The organism is Streptomyces sp. NPDC058964 (assembly GCF_042741275.1).
GTDB lineage: Bacteria > Actinomycetota > Actinomycetes > Streptomycetales > Streptomycetaceae > Streptomyces.
Genome location: NZ_JBHYKH010000160.1, coordinates 1,107 through 17,147 on the forward strand (window position 1 = coordinate 1,107; position 16,041 = coordinate 17,147).

General features: G+C 70.0%; 14 protein-coding genes. 4 read left to right on the forward strand and 10 right to left on the reverse strand.

Annotation, left to right across the window (positions count from 1 at the left end):
* Window positions 1–23: 23 nt before the first annotated feature.
* Window positions 24–1,265 (reverse strand): helix-turn-helix domain-containing protein, encoded by a 1,242-nt coding sequence (locus ACFW2E_RS20820; RefSeq protein WP_384468465.1) that lies wholly within the window; start codon window positions 1,263–1,265, stop codon window positions 24–26.
* 380 nt (window positions 1,266–1,645) lie between these two features.
* Window positions 1,646–1,900, reverse strand: coding sequence for a hypothetical protein (locus tag ACFW2E_RS20825; RefSeq protein ID WP_384468467.1), 255 nt, complete (start codon window positions 1,898–1,900; stop codon window positions 1,646–1,648).
* Window positions 1,901–2,253: 353 nt separating this feature from the next.
* Here ACFW2E_RS20825 and ACFW2E_RS20830 point away from each other — a divergent pair, with 353 nt between their 5' ends.
* Complete coding sequence (locus tag ACFW2E_RS20830) at window positions 2,254–2,781, forward strand: universal stress protein (protein ID WP_384468469.1); 528 nt, start codon at window positions 2,254–2,256, stop codon at window positions 2,779–2,781.
* A gap of 126 nt (window positions 2,782–2,907) precedes the next feature.
* Window positions 2,908–3,474, forward strand: coding sequence for a GPR1/FUN34/YaaH family transporter (locus ACFW2E_RS20835; protein ID WP_384468471.1), 567 nt, complete (start codon window positions 2,908–2,910; stop codon window positions 3,472–3,474).
* A 111-nt stretch (window positions 3,475–3,585) separates the two neighbouring features.
* Here the strand turns inward: ACFW2E_RS20835 and glmS are convergent, their stop codons facing one another.
* A complete protein-coding gene (gene glmS, locus ACFW2E_RS20840) occupies window positions 3,586–5,403 on the reverse strand; it encodes a glutamine--fructose-6-phosphate transaminase (isomerizing) (protein WP_384468473.1) in 1,818 nt (605 codons plus the stop codon).
* A gap of 38 nt (window positions 5,404–5,441) precedes the next feature.
* On the reverse strand, window positions 5,442–5,699 hold the full coding sequence (locus ACFW2E_RS20845) for a hypothetical protein (RefSeq protein WP_384468475.1): 258 nt from the start codon (window positions 5,697–5,699) through the stop codon (window positions 5,442–5,444).
* Between the two features lie 186 nt (window positions 5,700–5,885).
* Here ACFW2E_RS20845 and ACFW2E_RS20850 point away from each other — a divergent pair, with 186 nt between their 5' ends.
* On the forward strand, window positions 5,886–7,451 hold the full coding sequence (locus tag ACFW2E_RS20850; protein ID WP_384468477.1) for a fibronectin type III domain-containing protein: 1,566 nt from the start codon (window positions 5,886–5,888) through the stop codon (window positions 7,449–7,451).
* A gap of 56 nt (window positions 7,452–7,507) precedes the next feature.
* Here the strand turns inward: ACFW2E_RS20850 and ACFW2E_RS20855 are convergent, their stop codons facing one another.
* A complete protein-coding gene (locus tag ACFW2E_RS20855; protein ID WP_384468479.1) occupies window positions 7,508–8,410 on the reverse strand; it encodes a DUF4429 domain-containing protein in 903 nt (300 codons plus the stop codon).
* A 62-nt stretch (window positions 8,411–8,472) separates the two neighbouring features.
* Here ACFW2E_RS20855 and ACFW2E_RS20860 point away from each other — a divergent pair, with 62 nt between their 5' ends.
* On the forward strand, window positions 8,473–10,074 hold the full coding sequence (locus ACFW2E_RS20860) for a beta-N-acetylhexosaminidase (RefSeq protein WP_384468481.1): 1,602 nt from the start codon (window positions 8,473–8,475) through the stop codon (window positions 10,072–10,074).
* A gap of 56 nt (window positions 10,075–10,130) precedes the next feature.
* On the opposite strand, the gene ACFW2E_RS20865 is transcribed toward ACFW2E_RS20860, so the two are convergent.
* From ACFW2E_RS20865 to ACFW2E_RS20885, 5 genes are all read right to left on the reverse strand, one after another.
* Entirely contained in the window at window positions 10,131–11,906 is a 1,776-nt protein-coding gene (locus ACFW2E_RS20865) for an IucA/IucC family protein (protein WP_384468483.1), read from the reverse strand.
* Window positions 11,903–12,448: a GNAT family N-acetyltransferase gene (locus ACFW2E_RS20870; RefSeq protein WP_384468485.1), complete on the reverse strand. Its 546-nt coding sequence runs from the start codon at window positions 12,446–12,448 to the stop codon at window positions 11,903–11,905. The genes ACFW2E_RS20865 and ACFW2E_RS20870 overlap by 4 nt, the downstream gene beginning before the upstream one ends.
* The gene (locus tag ACFW2E_RS20875) at window positions 12,445–13,731 is read right to left on the reverse strand and encodes a lysine N(6)-hydroxylase/L-ornithine N(5)-oxygenase family protein (RefSeq protein WP_384468487.1); all 1,287 of its coding nucleotides are present in this window, start codon (window positions 13,729–13,731) and stop codon (window positions 12,445–12,447) included. Before ACFW2E_RS20875 ends, ACFW2E_RS20870 begins: the two co-directional genes overlap by 4 nt.
* A complete protein-coding gene (gene desA / locus ACFW2E_RS20880) occupies window positions 13,715–15,181 on the reverse strand; it encodes a lysine decarboxylase DesA (RefSeq protein ID WP_384468489.1) in 1,467 nt (488 codons plus the stop codon). Before desA ends, ACFW2E_RS20875 begins: the two co-directional genes overlap by 17 nt.
* A 133-nt stretch (window positions 15,182–15,314) precedes the next feature.
* Window positions 15,315–16,041: siderophore-interacting protein (locus tag ACFW2E_RS20885; protein ID WP_384468491.1), on the reverse strand; the 727-nt coding region annotated here is incomplete at its 5' end.

Sequence of the window (16,041 nt, forward strand, 5' to 3'; positions counted from 1 at the left end):
GCCCCGGACCCCTCTTCTTCGTCTCAGCTGCCGCTGCGCGGTCCCGGCAGGCTCGCGCGGCTGGTCGCGTACGCCTCCCGGGCGTGGTCCGCCGACAGGCCGACCGCGGCCGTGCGCCGGGACTGCATCGGCACCGGGCTCTCCGGGTGCAGCAGGGCGGGGGGCGGCCCCACGGGTCCGGACGGCAGCCCGGGCACCGGTCCGGCCGGATTCACCACCGCCTCGCCCTCACCGTGCTTGTCGCCCTGCGGCCGGCGCGCCCGGTACGCGGCGCGGTAGGCCGCCGGGGACGAGCCCAGCTGACGGCGGAAGTGACCGCGCAAGGCCACCGGCGAGCGGAAGCCGCAGCGGCCCGCGACCTCGTCCACCGAGTAGTCCGACGTCTCCAGCAGGCGCTGCGCCTGCAGCACCCGCTGGGTGATCAGCCACTGGAGCGGGGCGCTGCCGGTGAGCGAGCGGAATCGTCGGTCGAACGTCCGCCTGCTCATGTACGCGCGCGCCGCCAGCGTCTCCACGTCGAACTGCTCGTGCAGGTGTTCCAGTGCCCAGGCGACGACCTCCGCGAGCGGGTCGGCGCCGATCTCCTCTGGTAAAGACCTGTCGAGGTAGCGCTCCTGACCGCCGCTCCGGCGCGGCGGGACCACCAGCCGGCGGGCCAGCGCGCCGGCCGCCTCGTTGCCGTGGTCCGTCCGCACGATGTGCAGGCACAGGTCGATCCCGGCCGCGGTGCCGGCCGACGTCAGTACGTCCCCGTCGTCGACGAACAGCTCGCGCGGATCCACGTGCACCGACGGATAGCGTTTCGCCAGCGTCGGCGCGTACATCCAGTGCGTGGTCGCCGGGCGTCCGTCCAGCAGGCCCGCCGCGGCCAGGACGAAGGCGCCCGTGCACAGTCCGACGATCCGGGCTCCCTCCTCGTGTGCCCGGCGCAGCGCGTCCAGCGCCTCCTCCGGGGGAGGAGAGGTGATCGAGCGCCAGGCCGGCACCACGACGGTGCCCGCCCGTGAGATCGCCTCCAGGCCATGCGGTGCGGTGAGTTCCAGGCCCCCTGTGGTCCGCAGTGGGCCTTCCTCGCCGCCGCACACCAGCAGTCGGTAGCGCGGCACTCCGGCGTCCTGTCGGTCAATACCGAACACCGAAAGCGGTATGGAACTCTCGAAAATGGGGCCGCCGCTGAACAGCAGCACCGCGACGATCTCCTTGCGGCGTCGCCCGGAGAGTTTCCGGGCCGCGGCTTCCGGCGCGGCAGTGGAGTCGTGGCTCATCCTGCTAAGCCCCCCTCGGTGGTCGCGGCTCCTCGGTTGTGTCGCTCCTGCACGTTTCCCCTCGGTCCTGCACGAGTCCCCCGCCGTAAAGAAAGTCAAGATCGAATCTACTGGGTCCCGCGTAGTCGCGGTGACCCGGATAGACACTCGGCACATTGTCGACATGACAACTTGGCGTGAAGCATTCGATCACGAAGCGTTGCACTCGTGGGCCGTGCAGGGAAGTGCGCCTCGTCGCAGTGGCTAAACCGCGTAGGGTGCGCAGGCCCCTCTGGACCCTTTCCCTGCAGGTGGAACGGGGGTTGGGGGGTGGTGGGGGCAAGTCTTGCACGGTGTCGAGAAGTTGGCTGAAAAGATGCGTCCGTGTGCGCGGAAACCGGTCAGTCGACCGGTGTATCGGCCCGGGTGTGACGTCCGCCTCTCTGGGCCGCGCAGCGCTCGGAGCGGCGGAGCAGCAGACGGCACGCACCGGTGACGGCGGCCAGGCCGAGCGCGGTGCCGGTGGCGCCGGCCAGCGAGGTGCCGTACCAGAGGAGGACCACCGGCACCACGACACAGCTGAAGGCCGCCCAGCGGACCAGTTCGCTCACGGTGTCCGGGGCGGGGCGCTGTTCGGTGGTGGGTGGTCCGGACATGTCGCTCTCCCTGTGACTCCCTGGGGTGCCTCCGGGCGGTGGCTCACCGCGTTCAACGCGTGTTCGATCCGTCGGTCACTGTGCGCACCCGACCGGGCTCGGTACGGTTGTTTGAATCCCGTGCAAACCGCCTGTACGGGGCAGCAAGCATTGCGTTACGGGCGCGGCTCGTGCATGCTCCGGGGAACCCCTACCGGGCTTCGAGGGATCCCGCTACGGAGCGTGCACGGGATCTGGGCCAAGGAGGCGTGCCGCCGTACCCTTGGGGGTATGGGGTTGGGAAGATGTTTCCCGGACACAGCTCCGCCGCACACAGTCGTCCCACCCACGAGGATCTAAACGCCGAGACACTCATGGCCGGTCACGAATTCTTCGAACCCGCGGACCGCAAGCGCCCCGTCGCCGACCCCACGGCGGCCGAGCCCCTGGCGGCGGAAGAGTCACGCCCTTCCTGCGACCCCGCGTTCAAGCACGGCGTGGTCGTCGGCTTCGACGGCTCCACGTCCAGCGAACGAGCCCTCGCCTACGCGATCGGCATGGCCCACCGCTCCGGATCGGGTCTGATCATCGTCCACGTCGCGAACCGGCTGCCCACCACGGTGTGGGCGGGGTGCGAGCCACCCGTCTTCGTCGACGTGCCGGACCACCGCACCGAGGTGCTGGGGCTGGAACTCGCCTGCGCCGACTATCTGGCCGAGGTGCCGTGGATCCTCGTCGAGCGCGGCGGTGACATCTGCCACGAGCTCGAGGAGGTCGGGCGCGAGTACGAGGCCGACGCGATCGTCGTCGGCTCCACCCACGGCATCGTCGGCCGAATCTTCGGCTCCGTCGCCGGGCGGCTCGCCAAGCGGGCGAAGCGGCCCGTGGTGGTCATCCCGTAATCCGCTCACGCTCCGTCAATTTCCCTTGTGCCTGTACGAATCTACTCGCGCGTAGAGGTGTTTGTGCCCTTGTGAAGGGCATATATCGGTCACCGCGCAACTGCACATGCATGAAGGGAGCCCGCCGTGGACAACGACGTCTCCGCGGGGAACACCACGACCACCGTCGTGGGTCGACTCGCCCTGGGAATAACCCTGTTGGCTTTCGGACTCGGCTACACCGACCTGATCGACGGCGTGTCTGCATCCGACGCCGTGTCACTGGCCCACTATGTAGGCGGCGTCGCGCTCTTCGTCGCCGGCCTCCTGGCGTTCCGCGACCGCGACAGCGCCACCGGTACGGCCTTCTCGGCGCTCGGCGCCCTCTGGTTCACCTGGGCCGTCTCGGCCGGAAGCCAGATGTCCGACAACGCCGCAGGCCTCTTCCTGCTCCTGTTCGCCCTGGTGGCGCTCTCCCTGACCCTGGCCGGCGGGGAGATGCTCGCCCGGGGCACGCACGGCCTGCTGTGCCTGGCGATGCTCGTGCTCGCCGTGGCCCGCTTCGCCGACAGCTCCAGCCTGACCAAGGTGGGCGGCTGGTGCGCGGTGGCGGCCGGTGCGGTGGCCTGGTACGCGGCGACCGCGGCCCTCGCGCACTGGCCGACGGTCCTTCCCAGGCGCGCTGCCGGCCGGGGGGTGACGGCCACCGGCTAATGGGCAGCCGACGCCGGGGAGTTGGGCGTCCCCGGCGACATGAGCGGACCCCCCGTGTCAGGTGGCACACGTGGGGGTCCGTTCTTTTCGGCGCTATTCGGCCGGGGGCGGCTACTCCACCGTCACCGACTTGGCGAGGTTCCTCGGCTTGTCGATGTCCCGGCCCAGCGCCTTCGCCGTGTGGTAGGCGAGGAGCTGGAGCGGGATGCCCATCAGGATCGGGTCGAGCTCGTCCTCGTTCTTCGGGACGACGATCGTCCGGTCGGCCTTCTCCTGCTCCTGGTGCGCCACCGCGAGGATCTTGCCGCTGCGGGCCTTGATCTCCTCCAGGGCCGCGCGGTTCTTCTCCAGCAGGTCGTCGTCCGGGACGATCGCGACCGTCGGCAGGGCGGGCTCGATCAGCGCCAGCGGGCCGTGCTTGAGCTCGGAGGCCGGGTAGGCCTCGGCGTGGATGTACGAGACCTCCTTGAGCTTCAGCGAGGCCTCACGCGCCACCGGGTAGCCCCGGACACGGCCGATGAAGAGCATCGAGCGGGCGTCGGCGTACTCCTCGGCCAGCTGCTTGACCTCGTCCTCCTGCTTGAGGATCTCGGAGATCTGCTCCGGCAGCTTCCGCAGGCCCTCGATGATCCGCTTGCCGTCGCGGACCGAGAGGTCGCGGGTGCGGCCGAGGTGCAGGGCGAGGAGCGCGAAGGCGACCGTCGTGTTGGTGAAGCACTTGGTGGACACCACGCAGACCTCGGGTCCGGCGTGCACGTAGATGCCGCCGTCGGCCTCGCGGGCGATCGCCGAACCGACCACGTTGACCACGCCCAGCACCCGGGCGCCCTTGCGCTTCAGCTCCTGGACGGCGGCCAGTACGTCGTACGTCTCACCGGACTGCGAGACCGCGACGTACAGGGTGTCGGGGTCCACGACCGCGTTGCGGTAGCGGAACTCGGACGCGGGCTCGGCGTCCGCGGGAATGCGGGCCAGCTCCTCGATCATCTGGGCGCCGATCATGCCGGCGTGGTACGAGGTGCCGCAGCCGAGGATCTTCACGCGGCGGATCTGGCGCGCCTCGCGGGCGTCCAGGTTCAGACCGCCGAGGTGCACGGTGGAGAAGCGGTCGTCGATGCGGCCGCGCAGCACGCGGTCCACGGCGTCGGCCTGCTCGTGGATCTCCTTGTGCATGTAGGTGTCGTGACCGCCCATGTCGTAGGACGCGGCCTCCCACTCGACCGTGGTCGGCTCGGCCGTCGTACGGGTGCCCTCGGTGGTGTACGTGCGGAAGTCGTCGGCCTTGAGGGTGGCCATCTCGCCGTCGTCGAGCGTGACTATCTGGCGGGTGTGGGTGACCAGCGCGGCGATGTCCGACGCGACGAACATCTCCTTCTCGCCGATGCCGAGGACCACCGGGGAGCCGTTTCGCGCCACGACGATGCGGTCCGGGAAGTCGGCGTGCATGACCGCGATGCCGTACGTGCCCTCGACGACCCGCAGCGCCTGGCGGACCTTCTCCTCCAGCGTCTCCGCCTGGGAGCGGGCGATCAGGTGGGTGAGGACCTCGGTGTCGGTCTCGGAGAGGAACTCGACGCCGTCCGCCTCCAGCTTGCGGCGCAGGTCGGAGGCGTTGTCGATGATGCCGTTGTGCACGACGGCGACCTTCTTGTCGCCCGACATGTGCGGGTGGGCGTTCACGTCGGACGGGGCGCCGTGGGTGGCCCAGCGGGTGTGGGCGATGCCGGTGGTGCCCTTGAAGCGCGCCGGGACCTTGGCCTCCAGGTCACGGACCCGCCCCTTGGCCTTGACCATCTTCAGGCCGGCCGTCTTCGGAGAGGTGACGACGATGCCCGCGGAGTCGTAACCGCGGTACTCCAGGCGCTGCAGGCCCTCCAGGAGCAGCGGGGTGACGTCACGCTTCCCGATGTATCCGACAATTCCGCACATATATAGGTATCCCTCAGCCTGTTGTTCCCGGCTGGTTCTCAGCCGTAGACCATGCGGCGCAGCTGCCTGAGCGTGAGCTCCGGCGGCGCCACCGCCCGGTATTTCAGGTCCGCCTCGATCCGTTCGAAGATCGTCACGTTCACCAGGCCCTGGGCCTGGAGTTCGCGGTGGCGGCGACGGACGTAGTCCTCGGTCGTCTCGTCGAAGTACGCGAGCACGTCCTGTATCACCCGCAGCGCCTCCCCCCGGTTCAGGGGCGTGGACCGCGTCAGATGATCAACGAGTTCGTCGTGCACCCGGTAGATCCTGAGCCACCGGCGCCGGTTTCGCAAGAATCCTGCCCGATTCCGGGCAGCGATCTGTTGATGATCTTTGGGCGAACGTTGAATCTCTCATGGACCCCTGTTCGCGATCCGTCCATCCTGTGTCTTGCGTCTCGTCGCCTGTGGAGACGAGTTTCAGACGCCATGGACATTCCTCGCATGGGAGTACCCGAGAAGCTGGCCGAGCGCATGAGCATGGCCGAACAGCACGAGTACCTGCGCGCCAGATTCTCACGGCGCACGATGATCAGGGGCGGTGCCGTCACGCTGGGCGCCGTCACGGGTGGCGCGTTCGTACAGGGCGGAACCGCCCAGGCGGCCGTTCCCGCCCAGTCCACCGCCCCGGCCACCGAGACGGTCGACGGCGCCCTCGTCGCCCCCTTCGGCCGCCACCTCGCCTACGGCAACGACCCCAGCACCGAGATGACCATCTCGTGGCAGGTCCCGGTCGCCGTGAAGAAGCCGTTCATCCGCATCGGCGCCCACCCCTGGGACCTCTCCCGCAGGATCGAGGCCGAGGTCCGCACCCTCTACACCCCGGCCGGCGTCGGCGCGAGCGGTGACCACACGCAGTACTACCTGCACGCCAGGCTCACCCACCTCCGCCCCGGCAGGACGTACTACTACGGCGTCGGCCACGAGGGCTTCGACCCGGCCGAGCGGCACCTGCTCGGCACCCTGGGCACCTTCACCACCGCGCCCGACCGCAAGGCGCCGTTCACCTTCACGGCCTTCGGCGACCAGGGCGTCAGCTACCACGCCCTGGCCAACGACAGCCTGATCCTCGGCCAGAACCCGGCCTTCCACCTGCACGCCGGCGACATCGCCTACGGCGACCCGGCCGGCCAGGGAAAGACCTCCGACACCGGCTTCGACTCGCGCACCTGGGACCAGTTCCTGTACCAGACCGAGTCGGTCGCCAAGCAGATCCCGTGGATGGTCAGTTACGGCAACCACGACATGGAGGCCTGGTACTCGCCCAACGGCTACGGCGGCGAGGAGGCCCGCTGGACCCTCCCCGACAACGGCCCGGACAAGAAGAACCTCCCGGGCGTCTACTCCTTCGTCTACGGCAACACGGCGATCATCTCGCTGGACCCCAACGACGTCTCCTTCGAGATCCCGGCCAACCTCGGCATCTCCGGCGGTACCCAGACCAGGTGGTTCGAGGCGCAGCTGAAGAAGTTCCGCGCCTCGAAGGACATCGACTTCGTCATCGTGTTCTTCCACCACTGCGCGTACTGCACCTCCACCGCGCACGCCTCGGAGGGGGGCGTGCGCCAGGAGTGGGTGCCGCTGTTCGACAAGTACCAGGTGGACCTGGTCATCAACGGCCACAACCACCAGTACGAGCGCACGGACGTCATCAGGGGCAACGCGGTCACCAAGAAGCTGCCGATCGGCGGCACGGCCTACTCCGAGACCGAGGGCGTGGTGTACGTCACGGCCGGCGCGGCGGGCCGCAGCCTGTACGCCTTCAGCGCCCCGGACTCCTACGAGGGGCACGAGAACGAGGTCGACTCCGTGGCTTCGTTCGTCAACCTCAAGGACGGCAGGCAGAACGAGACCGTGACCTGGTCGCGCGTCCGCTACCTGAACTACTCCTTCCTGCGCGTGGACGTGACCCCCGCGCCGAAGGGCCGCTACACCACCCTGAAGGTCCAGGGCATCGCCGAGACCGGTGACCGGATCGACCACTTCACGGTGGCGCGCCGGGCGAAGTGACCGGCCGCGCCGGCCCCGCGGCCGGGACCCGGCGCTTCAGGGCACGCGGGCGGTCCTCACATCCGTTTGAGGACCGCCCGCTTGGCCACGGCGAACTCCTCGTCCGTCAGCACGCCCGTGCGGTGCAGGTCGCCCAGCTCGCGCAGCCGCCGCAGCAGCGCGTCGTGGTCGTCCTCGCCGGCGGCCGGCGCGGGCCGCTGCTCCGGTGCCTCGGGCGGCTCCGGCCCTACGTCCGGCACGGCGGCCGCCGACGGATGCGGCAGCCGCGCCTGTACGGCCGCCGCGACCAGTGCCATCAGCGGGTCCTTCTTGAAGCCCCACAGCTCCACGGCGTTGGGGTCGTACTTCGGCGGTGCCTTGGTGCCCGCGCCCCGCACGGTGAAGCGCAGGTGGCCGTTCTCCAGCCCGGCGGCCGGCTGCCACTCCACGCCCTCGATGGCGGCGACGGCCAGGGAACGGGCGCCCGCGGCGGCCTTGGCGTCCTCGGTCTTCCAGTTCCACTCCAGGCGCACGTGCTCGCCGTCGAAGCTCGCCGTGCCGTCCCCGGCGGAGACGGAGAGCGGGACGGACGGGCCGGGCAGCAGGTACTCGGTCACCGGGTCGGCCGGAACCCGGTCCAGGAGCAGGGCGTTGCGGACCTCGTCCACGAAGTACTCGGCGACTCCGTAGCGGTCGGACTCGACGGTCAGCTGGTAGGGGTCGTCGGGCTCGGCGAGGCGGCCGCCGGTGGCGTGCAGCAGCGGGTCTGCGCCGTCGCGCAGCCGCAGCCTCAGCCGCAGCCTCAGCCGCCCCGACTTCTTTCCCTGCTCGAACGAGACACCGGCCAACGCGCCCAGGGGGACGACCAGTTCACCGAGGGTCCGGCGCAGCAGGCTGACGTTCTTGTCCCGGCCCGGGGTCAGTCGCAGGGCGTCGGCGTCGAAGGCCCAGGTGCCGTCCTTCTGGATGATTTCCGCCATGGGGTGATTGTTTCACCGGTTCTGCGGGAGAGTGGTCTCTACCAATTCCGAAGGGAGCGCTTGTGAGACGGCACCACAGCACGACTCCCCGCCCGGCCCGACTGCTCGGTGCGCTGCTCCTCGTGGCGGCGGCCGGAGCCTTCGCCGTAGGAGCCGCACCGCCCGTGCAGCACACCGCCATTCCCCTCGGCCGGGTGGTCCCGGCCCCCGCCTCGGTCGACCCGGGCGGATCCCCGTACCGCATCACCCGCGACACCGGTATCCGCGTCGACGACACGCGAGCGGCGCGCCACGTGGGCGAATACCTCGCGGACGTCCTCCGGCCCTCCACCGGCTACCGCCTCCCGGTCACCGCGCACGGCGGCTCCGGAGGCATCCGGCTCCACCTCGCCAAGGGCCCGTACGGCGCGGAGGGCTACCGGCTCGACAGCGGCCGTCAGGGCGTGACCATCACCGCCGCCCAGCCCGCCGGTCTCTTCCACGGCGTCCAGACCCTGCGTCAGCTGCTGCCCGCCGCCGTCGAGAAGAAGTCCGTCCAGCCCGGACCCTGGCAGGTCGCGGGCGGCACGATCCGGGACACCCCGCGCTACGCCTACCGGGGCGCGATGCTCGACGTCTCCCGGCACTTCTTCACCGTCGCCCAGGTCAAGCGCTACATCGACCAGCTGGCGATGTACAAGATCAACGAACTCCATCTGCACCTGAGCGACGACCAGGGCTGGCGCATCGCCGTCGACTCCTGGCCGCGGCTGGCCACGTACGGCGGCTCCACCCAGGTCGGCGGCGGCACCGGCGGCCACTACACCAAGGCCGACTACCGCGACATCGTCCGCTACGCCGCCTCCCGCTACCTGGAGGTCGTCCCCGAGATAGACATGCCCGGCCACACCAACGCGGCCCTCGCCTCGTACGCCGAACTGAACTGCGACGGCGTGGCACCCCCGCTCTACACCGGCACCGACGTCGGCTTCAGCTCGCTGTGCGTGCCGAAGCAGGTCACGTACGACTTCGTGGGCGACGTCATCCGCGAGCTGGCCGCGCTCACCCCCGGCCGCTATCTCCACATCGGCGGTGACGAGGCGCACTCCACCAGCCACGCCGACTACGTGGCCTTCATGGACCGGGTCCAGCCCCTGGTCGCCAAGTACGGCAAGACGGTGATCGGCTGGCACCAGCTCACCGGAGCGAACCCGGCCGAGGGAGCCCTGGCCCAGTACTGGGGCCTGGACGACACCGGCGCCGACGAGAAGGCCCAGGTGGCGAAGGCCGCGCGGAACGGCACCGGGCTGATCCTGTCCCCGGCCGACCGGCTCTACCTCGACATGAAGTACACCGAGGACACCCCGCTGGGACAGGACTGGGCGGGCCTGGTGGAGGTGCGGCGGTCCTACGACTGGGATCCGGGCAGCTATCTGGCCGGGGTGCCCGCTTCGGCCGTGCGGGGAGTGGAGGCCCCGCTGTGGACGGAGACGATCACAGATTCCGCCGACATCGAGTACATGGCCTTCCCGCGGCTGCCGGGCGTGGCCGAGCTGGGCTGGTCGCCCGCGTCCACTCACGGCTGGGACGCCTACAGGACGCGGCTGGCGGCCCAGGGCCCGCGCTGGGACGCACTCGGCGTCAAGTACTACAAGTCACCCCAGGTACCCTGGCCCACGAGTTGAGAGAAGGCTGACGGGCACCCCGGGGGACCGTGCCCCGGGGTGCCCGCCGGTTCGTGTCAGAACCCGGCGATCGGGTTCCGCAGGCTGCCGACCAGCTGGAGCGCGCCGGACGGGTTCGCCAGGTCCACCATCTGGCGGTTGTCACGCAGCTGGAGCCGGTTCAGGCAGGACCGGGCGAACTCCGGGGCGAACATGTCGTACTGCCGGAACCTGTCGGCGAGTTCGGGCGCGGACTCCTGGTACTCGCGGGTGACCTCCGCGACCGTACGCCAGAAGTCGTCCTCCTCCAGGATCCCCTCGTTGGCCAGATCGGCCGCGAGGAAGCGGAAGAAGCAGTCGAAGACGTCCGTGAAGACGGACAGCAGCTTCGTGTCGTCGGGGACGTCGACACGGATGCGCCGGACCTCGGGCGGCAGCACCGCGTCCGGGTCCATGACCGCGATCTCCTCGGCGATGTCCTTGTAGACCGCGCGCCGCACCACGCCGTCCTTCAGTACCAGGATCACGTTCTCGCCGTGCGGCATGTACACCAGGTCGTAGGCGTAGAAGCTGTGCAGGAGCGGCGTGTAGTAGGCCCGCAGATAGTGCCGCAGCCACTGGACGGGCGCGAGCCCGGACCGCTCGATCAGCGCGCCGGCGAAGGACGCGCCCTCGTGGTCCACATGGATCAGGGAGGCCATGGTGGCCGGCGACTCGCCCTCCTGGAGGGCCGGGACGGGACTCTCGCGCCACAGTGCGGCCAGCATCCTGCGGTACGGCGAGTACCGGTCGGTCGCCGCCTCGTACTCCAGGTGCCGGTAGCCGACGGCGGCCCGCTCGCGAATGATCGACAGGCCGGTCGACTTCAGCACCGGGTCGTTGTCGATCAGCTGGGCCAGCCAGTCGTTGATCGCCGGGGTCGACTCCATGTAGGCGGCGGACAGCCCGCGCATGAAGCCCATGTTGATGACCGACAGAGCCGTCTTCACATAGTGCTTCCCGGGGTTCGACCGGTTGAAGAAGGTCCGTATGGACTGCTGGGCCAGATACTCGTCGTCGCCCTCGCCCAGGCAGACGAGGTGCCTGCGGGCGACCTCGGCGGCGAAGGTGACGGTGAGCTTGTTCCACCACTGCCAGGGGTGGACGGGTATGAGGAGGTAGTCCGCGGGGTCGAGCCCCTGCTCGCGCAGGACCCCGTCGAACCGCTCGACGGTCCGCGCGCCCAGCTCCCGCCGTACGAAGCTCTCGTACTCGATCCCGGCACCGGCCGTGAACGCCGCCCGCGAGCGGTGCGCGGCCAGCCACACCAGCCGGACGGGGCTCGCGGTCTCCGGGGCGTACGACAGGTACTCGTGGATGCCGAAGCCGAGCCGTCCGTTGTTTGCCACGAAGCAGGGGTGGCCCTCGGTCATCCCGGTCTCGATGGCCTGGAAGCCGCTCCTCGCCAGCTCCGCCGAGGTGACCCTCGGCTTGGTGAGCTTGTAGCAGATGCCGGAGAGGGTGGAGGAGATCTCCTCCAGGTAGACCGGGAGGATCTCGTCGCTCAGCCCCAGCGAGTCCCGCAGCTCGATGCAGAGATCGAGTGCGGAGAGGGGGAGTTCGGCGCCGTCACGGGTACGGGTGATGGAACCGGCGTCCACCTGCCAGTGGTCCAGGGCGCGGCGGACGGCGCTGAAGCGGTAGTGGGTGAGGCCGTCGTCGCTGCGCACGGCATAGGTGTCCCCGCCGGTCTCCCGCTCCGGGGTGATCAGCCGCTCGTGCGCGAACTCGGCGAGCGCCTTGCGCACGAGCAGGCGGTTGGCCGTCTCCCAGCGCTCGGGGGACAGGTGGGCGACGGTGTCGGCGAGGCTCACGCGGCTACCGCCTTCTCGAACCGCTCCCGGGTGCAGAAGCTCAGCAGGGCCTGCTTCTCGGGCTTGCGGATCTCGCGTGCGGCCACGAACCCGACGGCCTCGTTCAGCGTGTGCACCGCCTTGTTGCGCACGTCCGGTTCGACGACGACCCGGGCGGTGGCCGGGTCCTCGAAGAGGTGTGCCATCACAGCGGTGATGACGGCCTTGGTGAACCCGTGCACGGGCGTGTCCGTCGGCGGCACCAGGAAGTGCATCCCGACGTCCCCCGGCTCGGGCTCGTACAGGCCGACCAGCTCGCGGTGGGCGGGGTCGTACCTCTCCATCAGGAAGGCGGGCTCGCCGCCCAGCAGCCCGAGCAGCGCGTGGTGGTGCTCGTCGGCCGCGATCTCCAGGTAGGCGCGCTCGACGTCCTCCGGTTTCGCGTCCTGCATCATCCAGAAGGCCGCCTTGGCATGGGTGACCCAGCCGTGCAGCAGCGCGGCCTCCTTGACGGGGTCGAGGGGACGGAACGTGAAGGTGCCGATGCCGGCGGTGGTGCTCATGCGGCGAACTCCTGGAAGGCGATCGTCTTCTCGACCGGGTAGTACTCGGTGCCGAGCAGTTCGCGGATGATGTACGAGTTCCGGTACGCGCCCATGCCCAGGTCGGGGGACGTGACGCTGTGGGTGTGGACGCCGGCGTTCTGCAGGAAGACCCCGCGGCCCGTGGTGTCGATCGAGTAGTTGCGGGCGACGTCGAAGCGGCCGTGGCCGTCGAAGCGCAGGCGGTCGCGGACCGGGTCGAGGAAGGCCGGCGGGCTGTAGTGGTAGCCGGTGGCCAGCACCAGGCCCTCGGTGCGGATCTCGAAGTCCTTGTCCTGCTCGTCCTGGTGGAAGCCGAGCGTGTACGCGCCGTCCGAGTGACGGGCGCTCGTGAGCGAGGAGTTGGTGAGCAGACGGACGGGGACGGGACGGTCGCCGCTCTCGACGTTCTTCCGGTACAGCAGGTCGAAGATCGAGTCGATCAGGTCCGAGCTGATGCCCTTGAACAGGCCCTTCTGCTGCTTCTCCAGCCGGTAGCGGGTCTCCTCGGGCAGCGCGCGGAAGTAGTCGATGTAGTCCGGGGACGTCATCTCCAGGGTCAGCTTGGTGTACTCCAGCGGGAAGAAACGCGGGGAGCGGGTGACCCAGTTGAGCTCGTAGCCGTGGACGTCGATCCCGGCGAGGAGTTCGTAGCAGATCTCGGCGGCGCTCTGGCCGCTGCCGACGACCGTGATGGACTTCTTCGACTGCAGCTCCGCCTTGCGGTGCATGTACTGCGCGGTGTGGATGAGGCCGCCGCCCAGGTCCCGGCAGGCCTCGGGAACGAAGGGGACCGTGCCCGTGCCGAGCACCAGGCGGCGGGCGCGGTACGTCTCGCCGGCCTCGGTGCGGACCAGGTAGAGCTCGTCCTCGTACCTCACCTCGGTGACGGTGGTGCCGAAGCGGACACTGGTCAGCTTGCCGGCGGCCCAGCGGCAGTAGTCGTCGTACTCGACCCGCAGCGGATAGAAGTTCTCGCGGATGTAGAACGAGTACAGCCGGCCCTTCTCCTTCAGGTAGTTGAGGAAGGAGTACGGCGAGGTCGGGTCGGCCAGGGTGACCAGGTCCGACAGGAACGGGGTCTGGAGGTGGGCGCCGTCGAGGAACATTCCGGCGTGCCATTCGAAGTCGGGCTTCGAGTCGAGGAACACGCCGTCCAGTGCGGCGATCGGCTCGGTGAGGCAGGCGAGGCCGAGGTTGAAGGGGCCGAGCCCGATCCCCAGGAAGTCGTAGGTCTTGCAGGGGGCTTCAGGACGCGCGGTCAAGGGACTCTCCCAGGTACTGCTCGGCGTGGCCGGCGATCAGGTCGAGGACGGCGGCGATGTCGGCCGCCGTCGTCTCGGGGTTGAGCAGGGTGAACTTCAGGTAGTGGCGGCCGCCGACCTTGGTGCCCGCGACGACGGCGTCGCCGGAGGCGAACAGGGCCTTGCGGGCGTACAGGTTGGCGCGGTCGAGCTCGGCCGGGTCGGTGACCGCCGCCGGGATGCAGCGGAAGACCAGGGTGGACAGGGACGGCCGCACGACCACCTCGAAGCGGGGGTCGGCCGCGAGCAGCTTCCAGCCCTCCACCGCCAGGTCGCAGACCTCGTCGAAGAGTTCGCCGATCCCGTCGGCGCCCATCGCGCGCAGGGTCATCCACAGCTTGAGGGCGTCGAATCGGCGGGTGGTCTGCAGGGACTTGTCGACCTGGTTGGGGATGCGCTCCCGCACCATGCGGCGCGGGTTGAGGTACTCGGCGTGGTAGGTCGCGTGGCGCAGCGTGGCGGCGTCGCGGACCAGCACGGCGGAGGAACTCACCGGCTGGAAGAAGGACTTGTGATAGTCGACGGTGACCGAGTCGGCGCGGTCGATACCGTCCAGGCGGTCCCGGTACTTGAGGGAGGCGAGCAGCCCGCAGCCGTAGGCGGCGTCGACGTGCATCCACACGCCGTACTGGGAGCACAGCCCGGCGATCTCGGGCAGCGGGTCGATGGAGCCGAAGTCGGTGGTGCCGGCGGTGGCGACGACGGCCATCGGGACCAGGCCGGCCTTCCGGCAGCGTTCCAGCTCGTGGGCGAGGGCGACGGTCTGCATACGCTTGTCGTGGTCGACGGGGACGGTGACCACCGCGTCCGGGCCGAGGCCGAGGAGTTTCGCGGACTTCTGCACGCTGAAGTGGCCGGCCTCGGAGGCGAAGACGCGCAGTTTCGCGAGGGAGGCCGGACATTCCCGCCGCCCCCGCCCTCGCGTGGCCTCCTCGCGGGCCAGCAGCAGGGCCTGGAGGTTGGACTGGGTGCCGCCGGAGGTGAAGACGCCGTCGGCGGCCTCGCCGAGGCCGATGCGGGCGGCCGTCCAGTCGATGAGCCTGCGCTCGATGAGGGTGCCGCCGGCCGACTGGTCCCAGGTGTCGAGGGAGGAGTTGACCGCGGAGAGGACCGCCTCGCCGAGCACCGCCGGGATGACCACCGGGCAGTTGAGGTGGGCGAGGTAGCGGGGGTGATGGAAGTAGATCGCGTCGCGGAGGTAGACCTCCTCCAGCTCGTCCAGCACCGCGGCGGTGTCGTGCAGGGGGCGGTCGAGGTCGATCCGCTCGACGGCCGGGGCGAGGGCGTCGACGGTCACGCCGGTGAACGGCCTTCCGGTGGTGGCGAGTTTGGCCGCCACCCGCTCGACTCCTTCGGTCACGGAGCGGCGGTAGTGCTCCGCGGTGAGGTCATTGAGCAGGTGCGAGCGCATGTGGGGGTCCTCCGAGGGGACGGTCCGCCGCGGGAAACGGGAGAGGGCCGAAAGGCTGTAACTTAGGTTAGCCTAACCTAAGTTACGTCGGGAAGCCGTATCCCTCCCGTAACCGCCGTCACTTCGGCGGGAGTCACTCCGTTGCGCGGAGCTGCTCCTCCGACATGCCCCGCCGCCAGTAGCCGACGAAGGTGACGCTGCGCCGGTCGACACCGCGCTCACGGACGAAGTGCCGGCGCAGCTCCTTCACCCGTCCGGACTCACCGGCGATCCACACGTACGGCCGGTCGGCGGCCGGGAGCTGAGCGGCCCGTACCGCGTCGACGGCCCTGGGGGAGCCCGCGTCGTGCACGAGCCAGGTGATCTCCGCGTCCGCCTCGGTGGCGAGGTCCTGGATGTCACCGGCGTGCGGCACCTCCAGCCAGGCGCGGACGCGCGTGCCGGCGGGCAGGGACTCGAGGATGGCCGAGGCGGCGGGCAGGGCGGTCTCGTCGCCCCAGACGACGACGAGGTCGGCGCCCTGGGGTGGACGGAAGCGGATCGCGCGGTTGTCGGCGATCGCCGGGCCGAGGAGCAGCGCGCGGTCGCCGGCGGCGGCGCGGGAGGCCCAGCGGGAGGCGGGTCCCGCCGGCGTGGCGGCAGCCGGCCCGACGCCGTGCAGGACGAAGTCGATGTCGATCTCGTCGGGGTCGCGGCGCTGGGCGCGCAGGGTGTACGAGCGCATCACCGCCCTTACCCCGGCAGGGAGTTCACGCCAGGCCTGCCACCAGCTTCCACCGCGCCCGGCTCGAGTCGAGCGGGGGGTTCCCCCAACCGGGCCCGCCGGGGACAGAGGGTCGGTGTTGCCCCGCGGCCGCGCG

Excerpts from the sequence above, each read along its gene's own strand:
- desA (WP_384468489.1), bottom strand. The coding sequence starts at position 15,181 with ATGCGCTCGCACCTGCTCAATGACCTCACCGCGGAGCACTACCGCCGC.
- ACFW2E_RS20870 (WP_384468485.1), bottom strand. The coding sequence starts at position 12,448 with ATGAGCACCACCGCCGGCATCGGCACCTTCACGTTCCGTCCCCTCGAC.
- glmS (WP_384468473.1), bottom strand. The coding sequence starts at position 5,403 with ATGTGCGGAATTGTCGGATACATCGGGAAGCGTGACGTCACCCCGCTG.
- ACFW2E_RS20850 (WP_384468477.1), top strand. The coding sequence starts at position 5,886 with ATGGGAGTACCCGAGAAGCTGGCCGAGCGCATGAGCATGGCCGAACAG.
- ACFW2E_RS20820 (WP_384468465.1), bottom strand. The coding sequence starts at position 1,265 with ATGAGCCACGACTCCACTGCCGCGCCGGAAGCCGCGGCCCGGAAACTC.
- ACFW2E_RS20855 (WP_384468479.1), bottom strand. The coding sequence starts at position 8,410 with ATGGCGGAAATCATCCAGAAGGACGGCACCTGGGCCTTCGACGCCGAC.
- ACFW2E_RS20825 (WP_384468467.1), bottom strand. The coding sequence starts at position 1,900 with ATGTCCGGACCACCCACCACCGAACAGCGCCCCGCCCCGGACACCGTG.
- ACFW2E_RS20830 (WP_384468469.1), top strand. The coding sequence starts at position 2,254 with ATGGCCGGTCACGAATTCTTCGAACCCGCGGACCGCAAGCGCCCCGTC.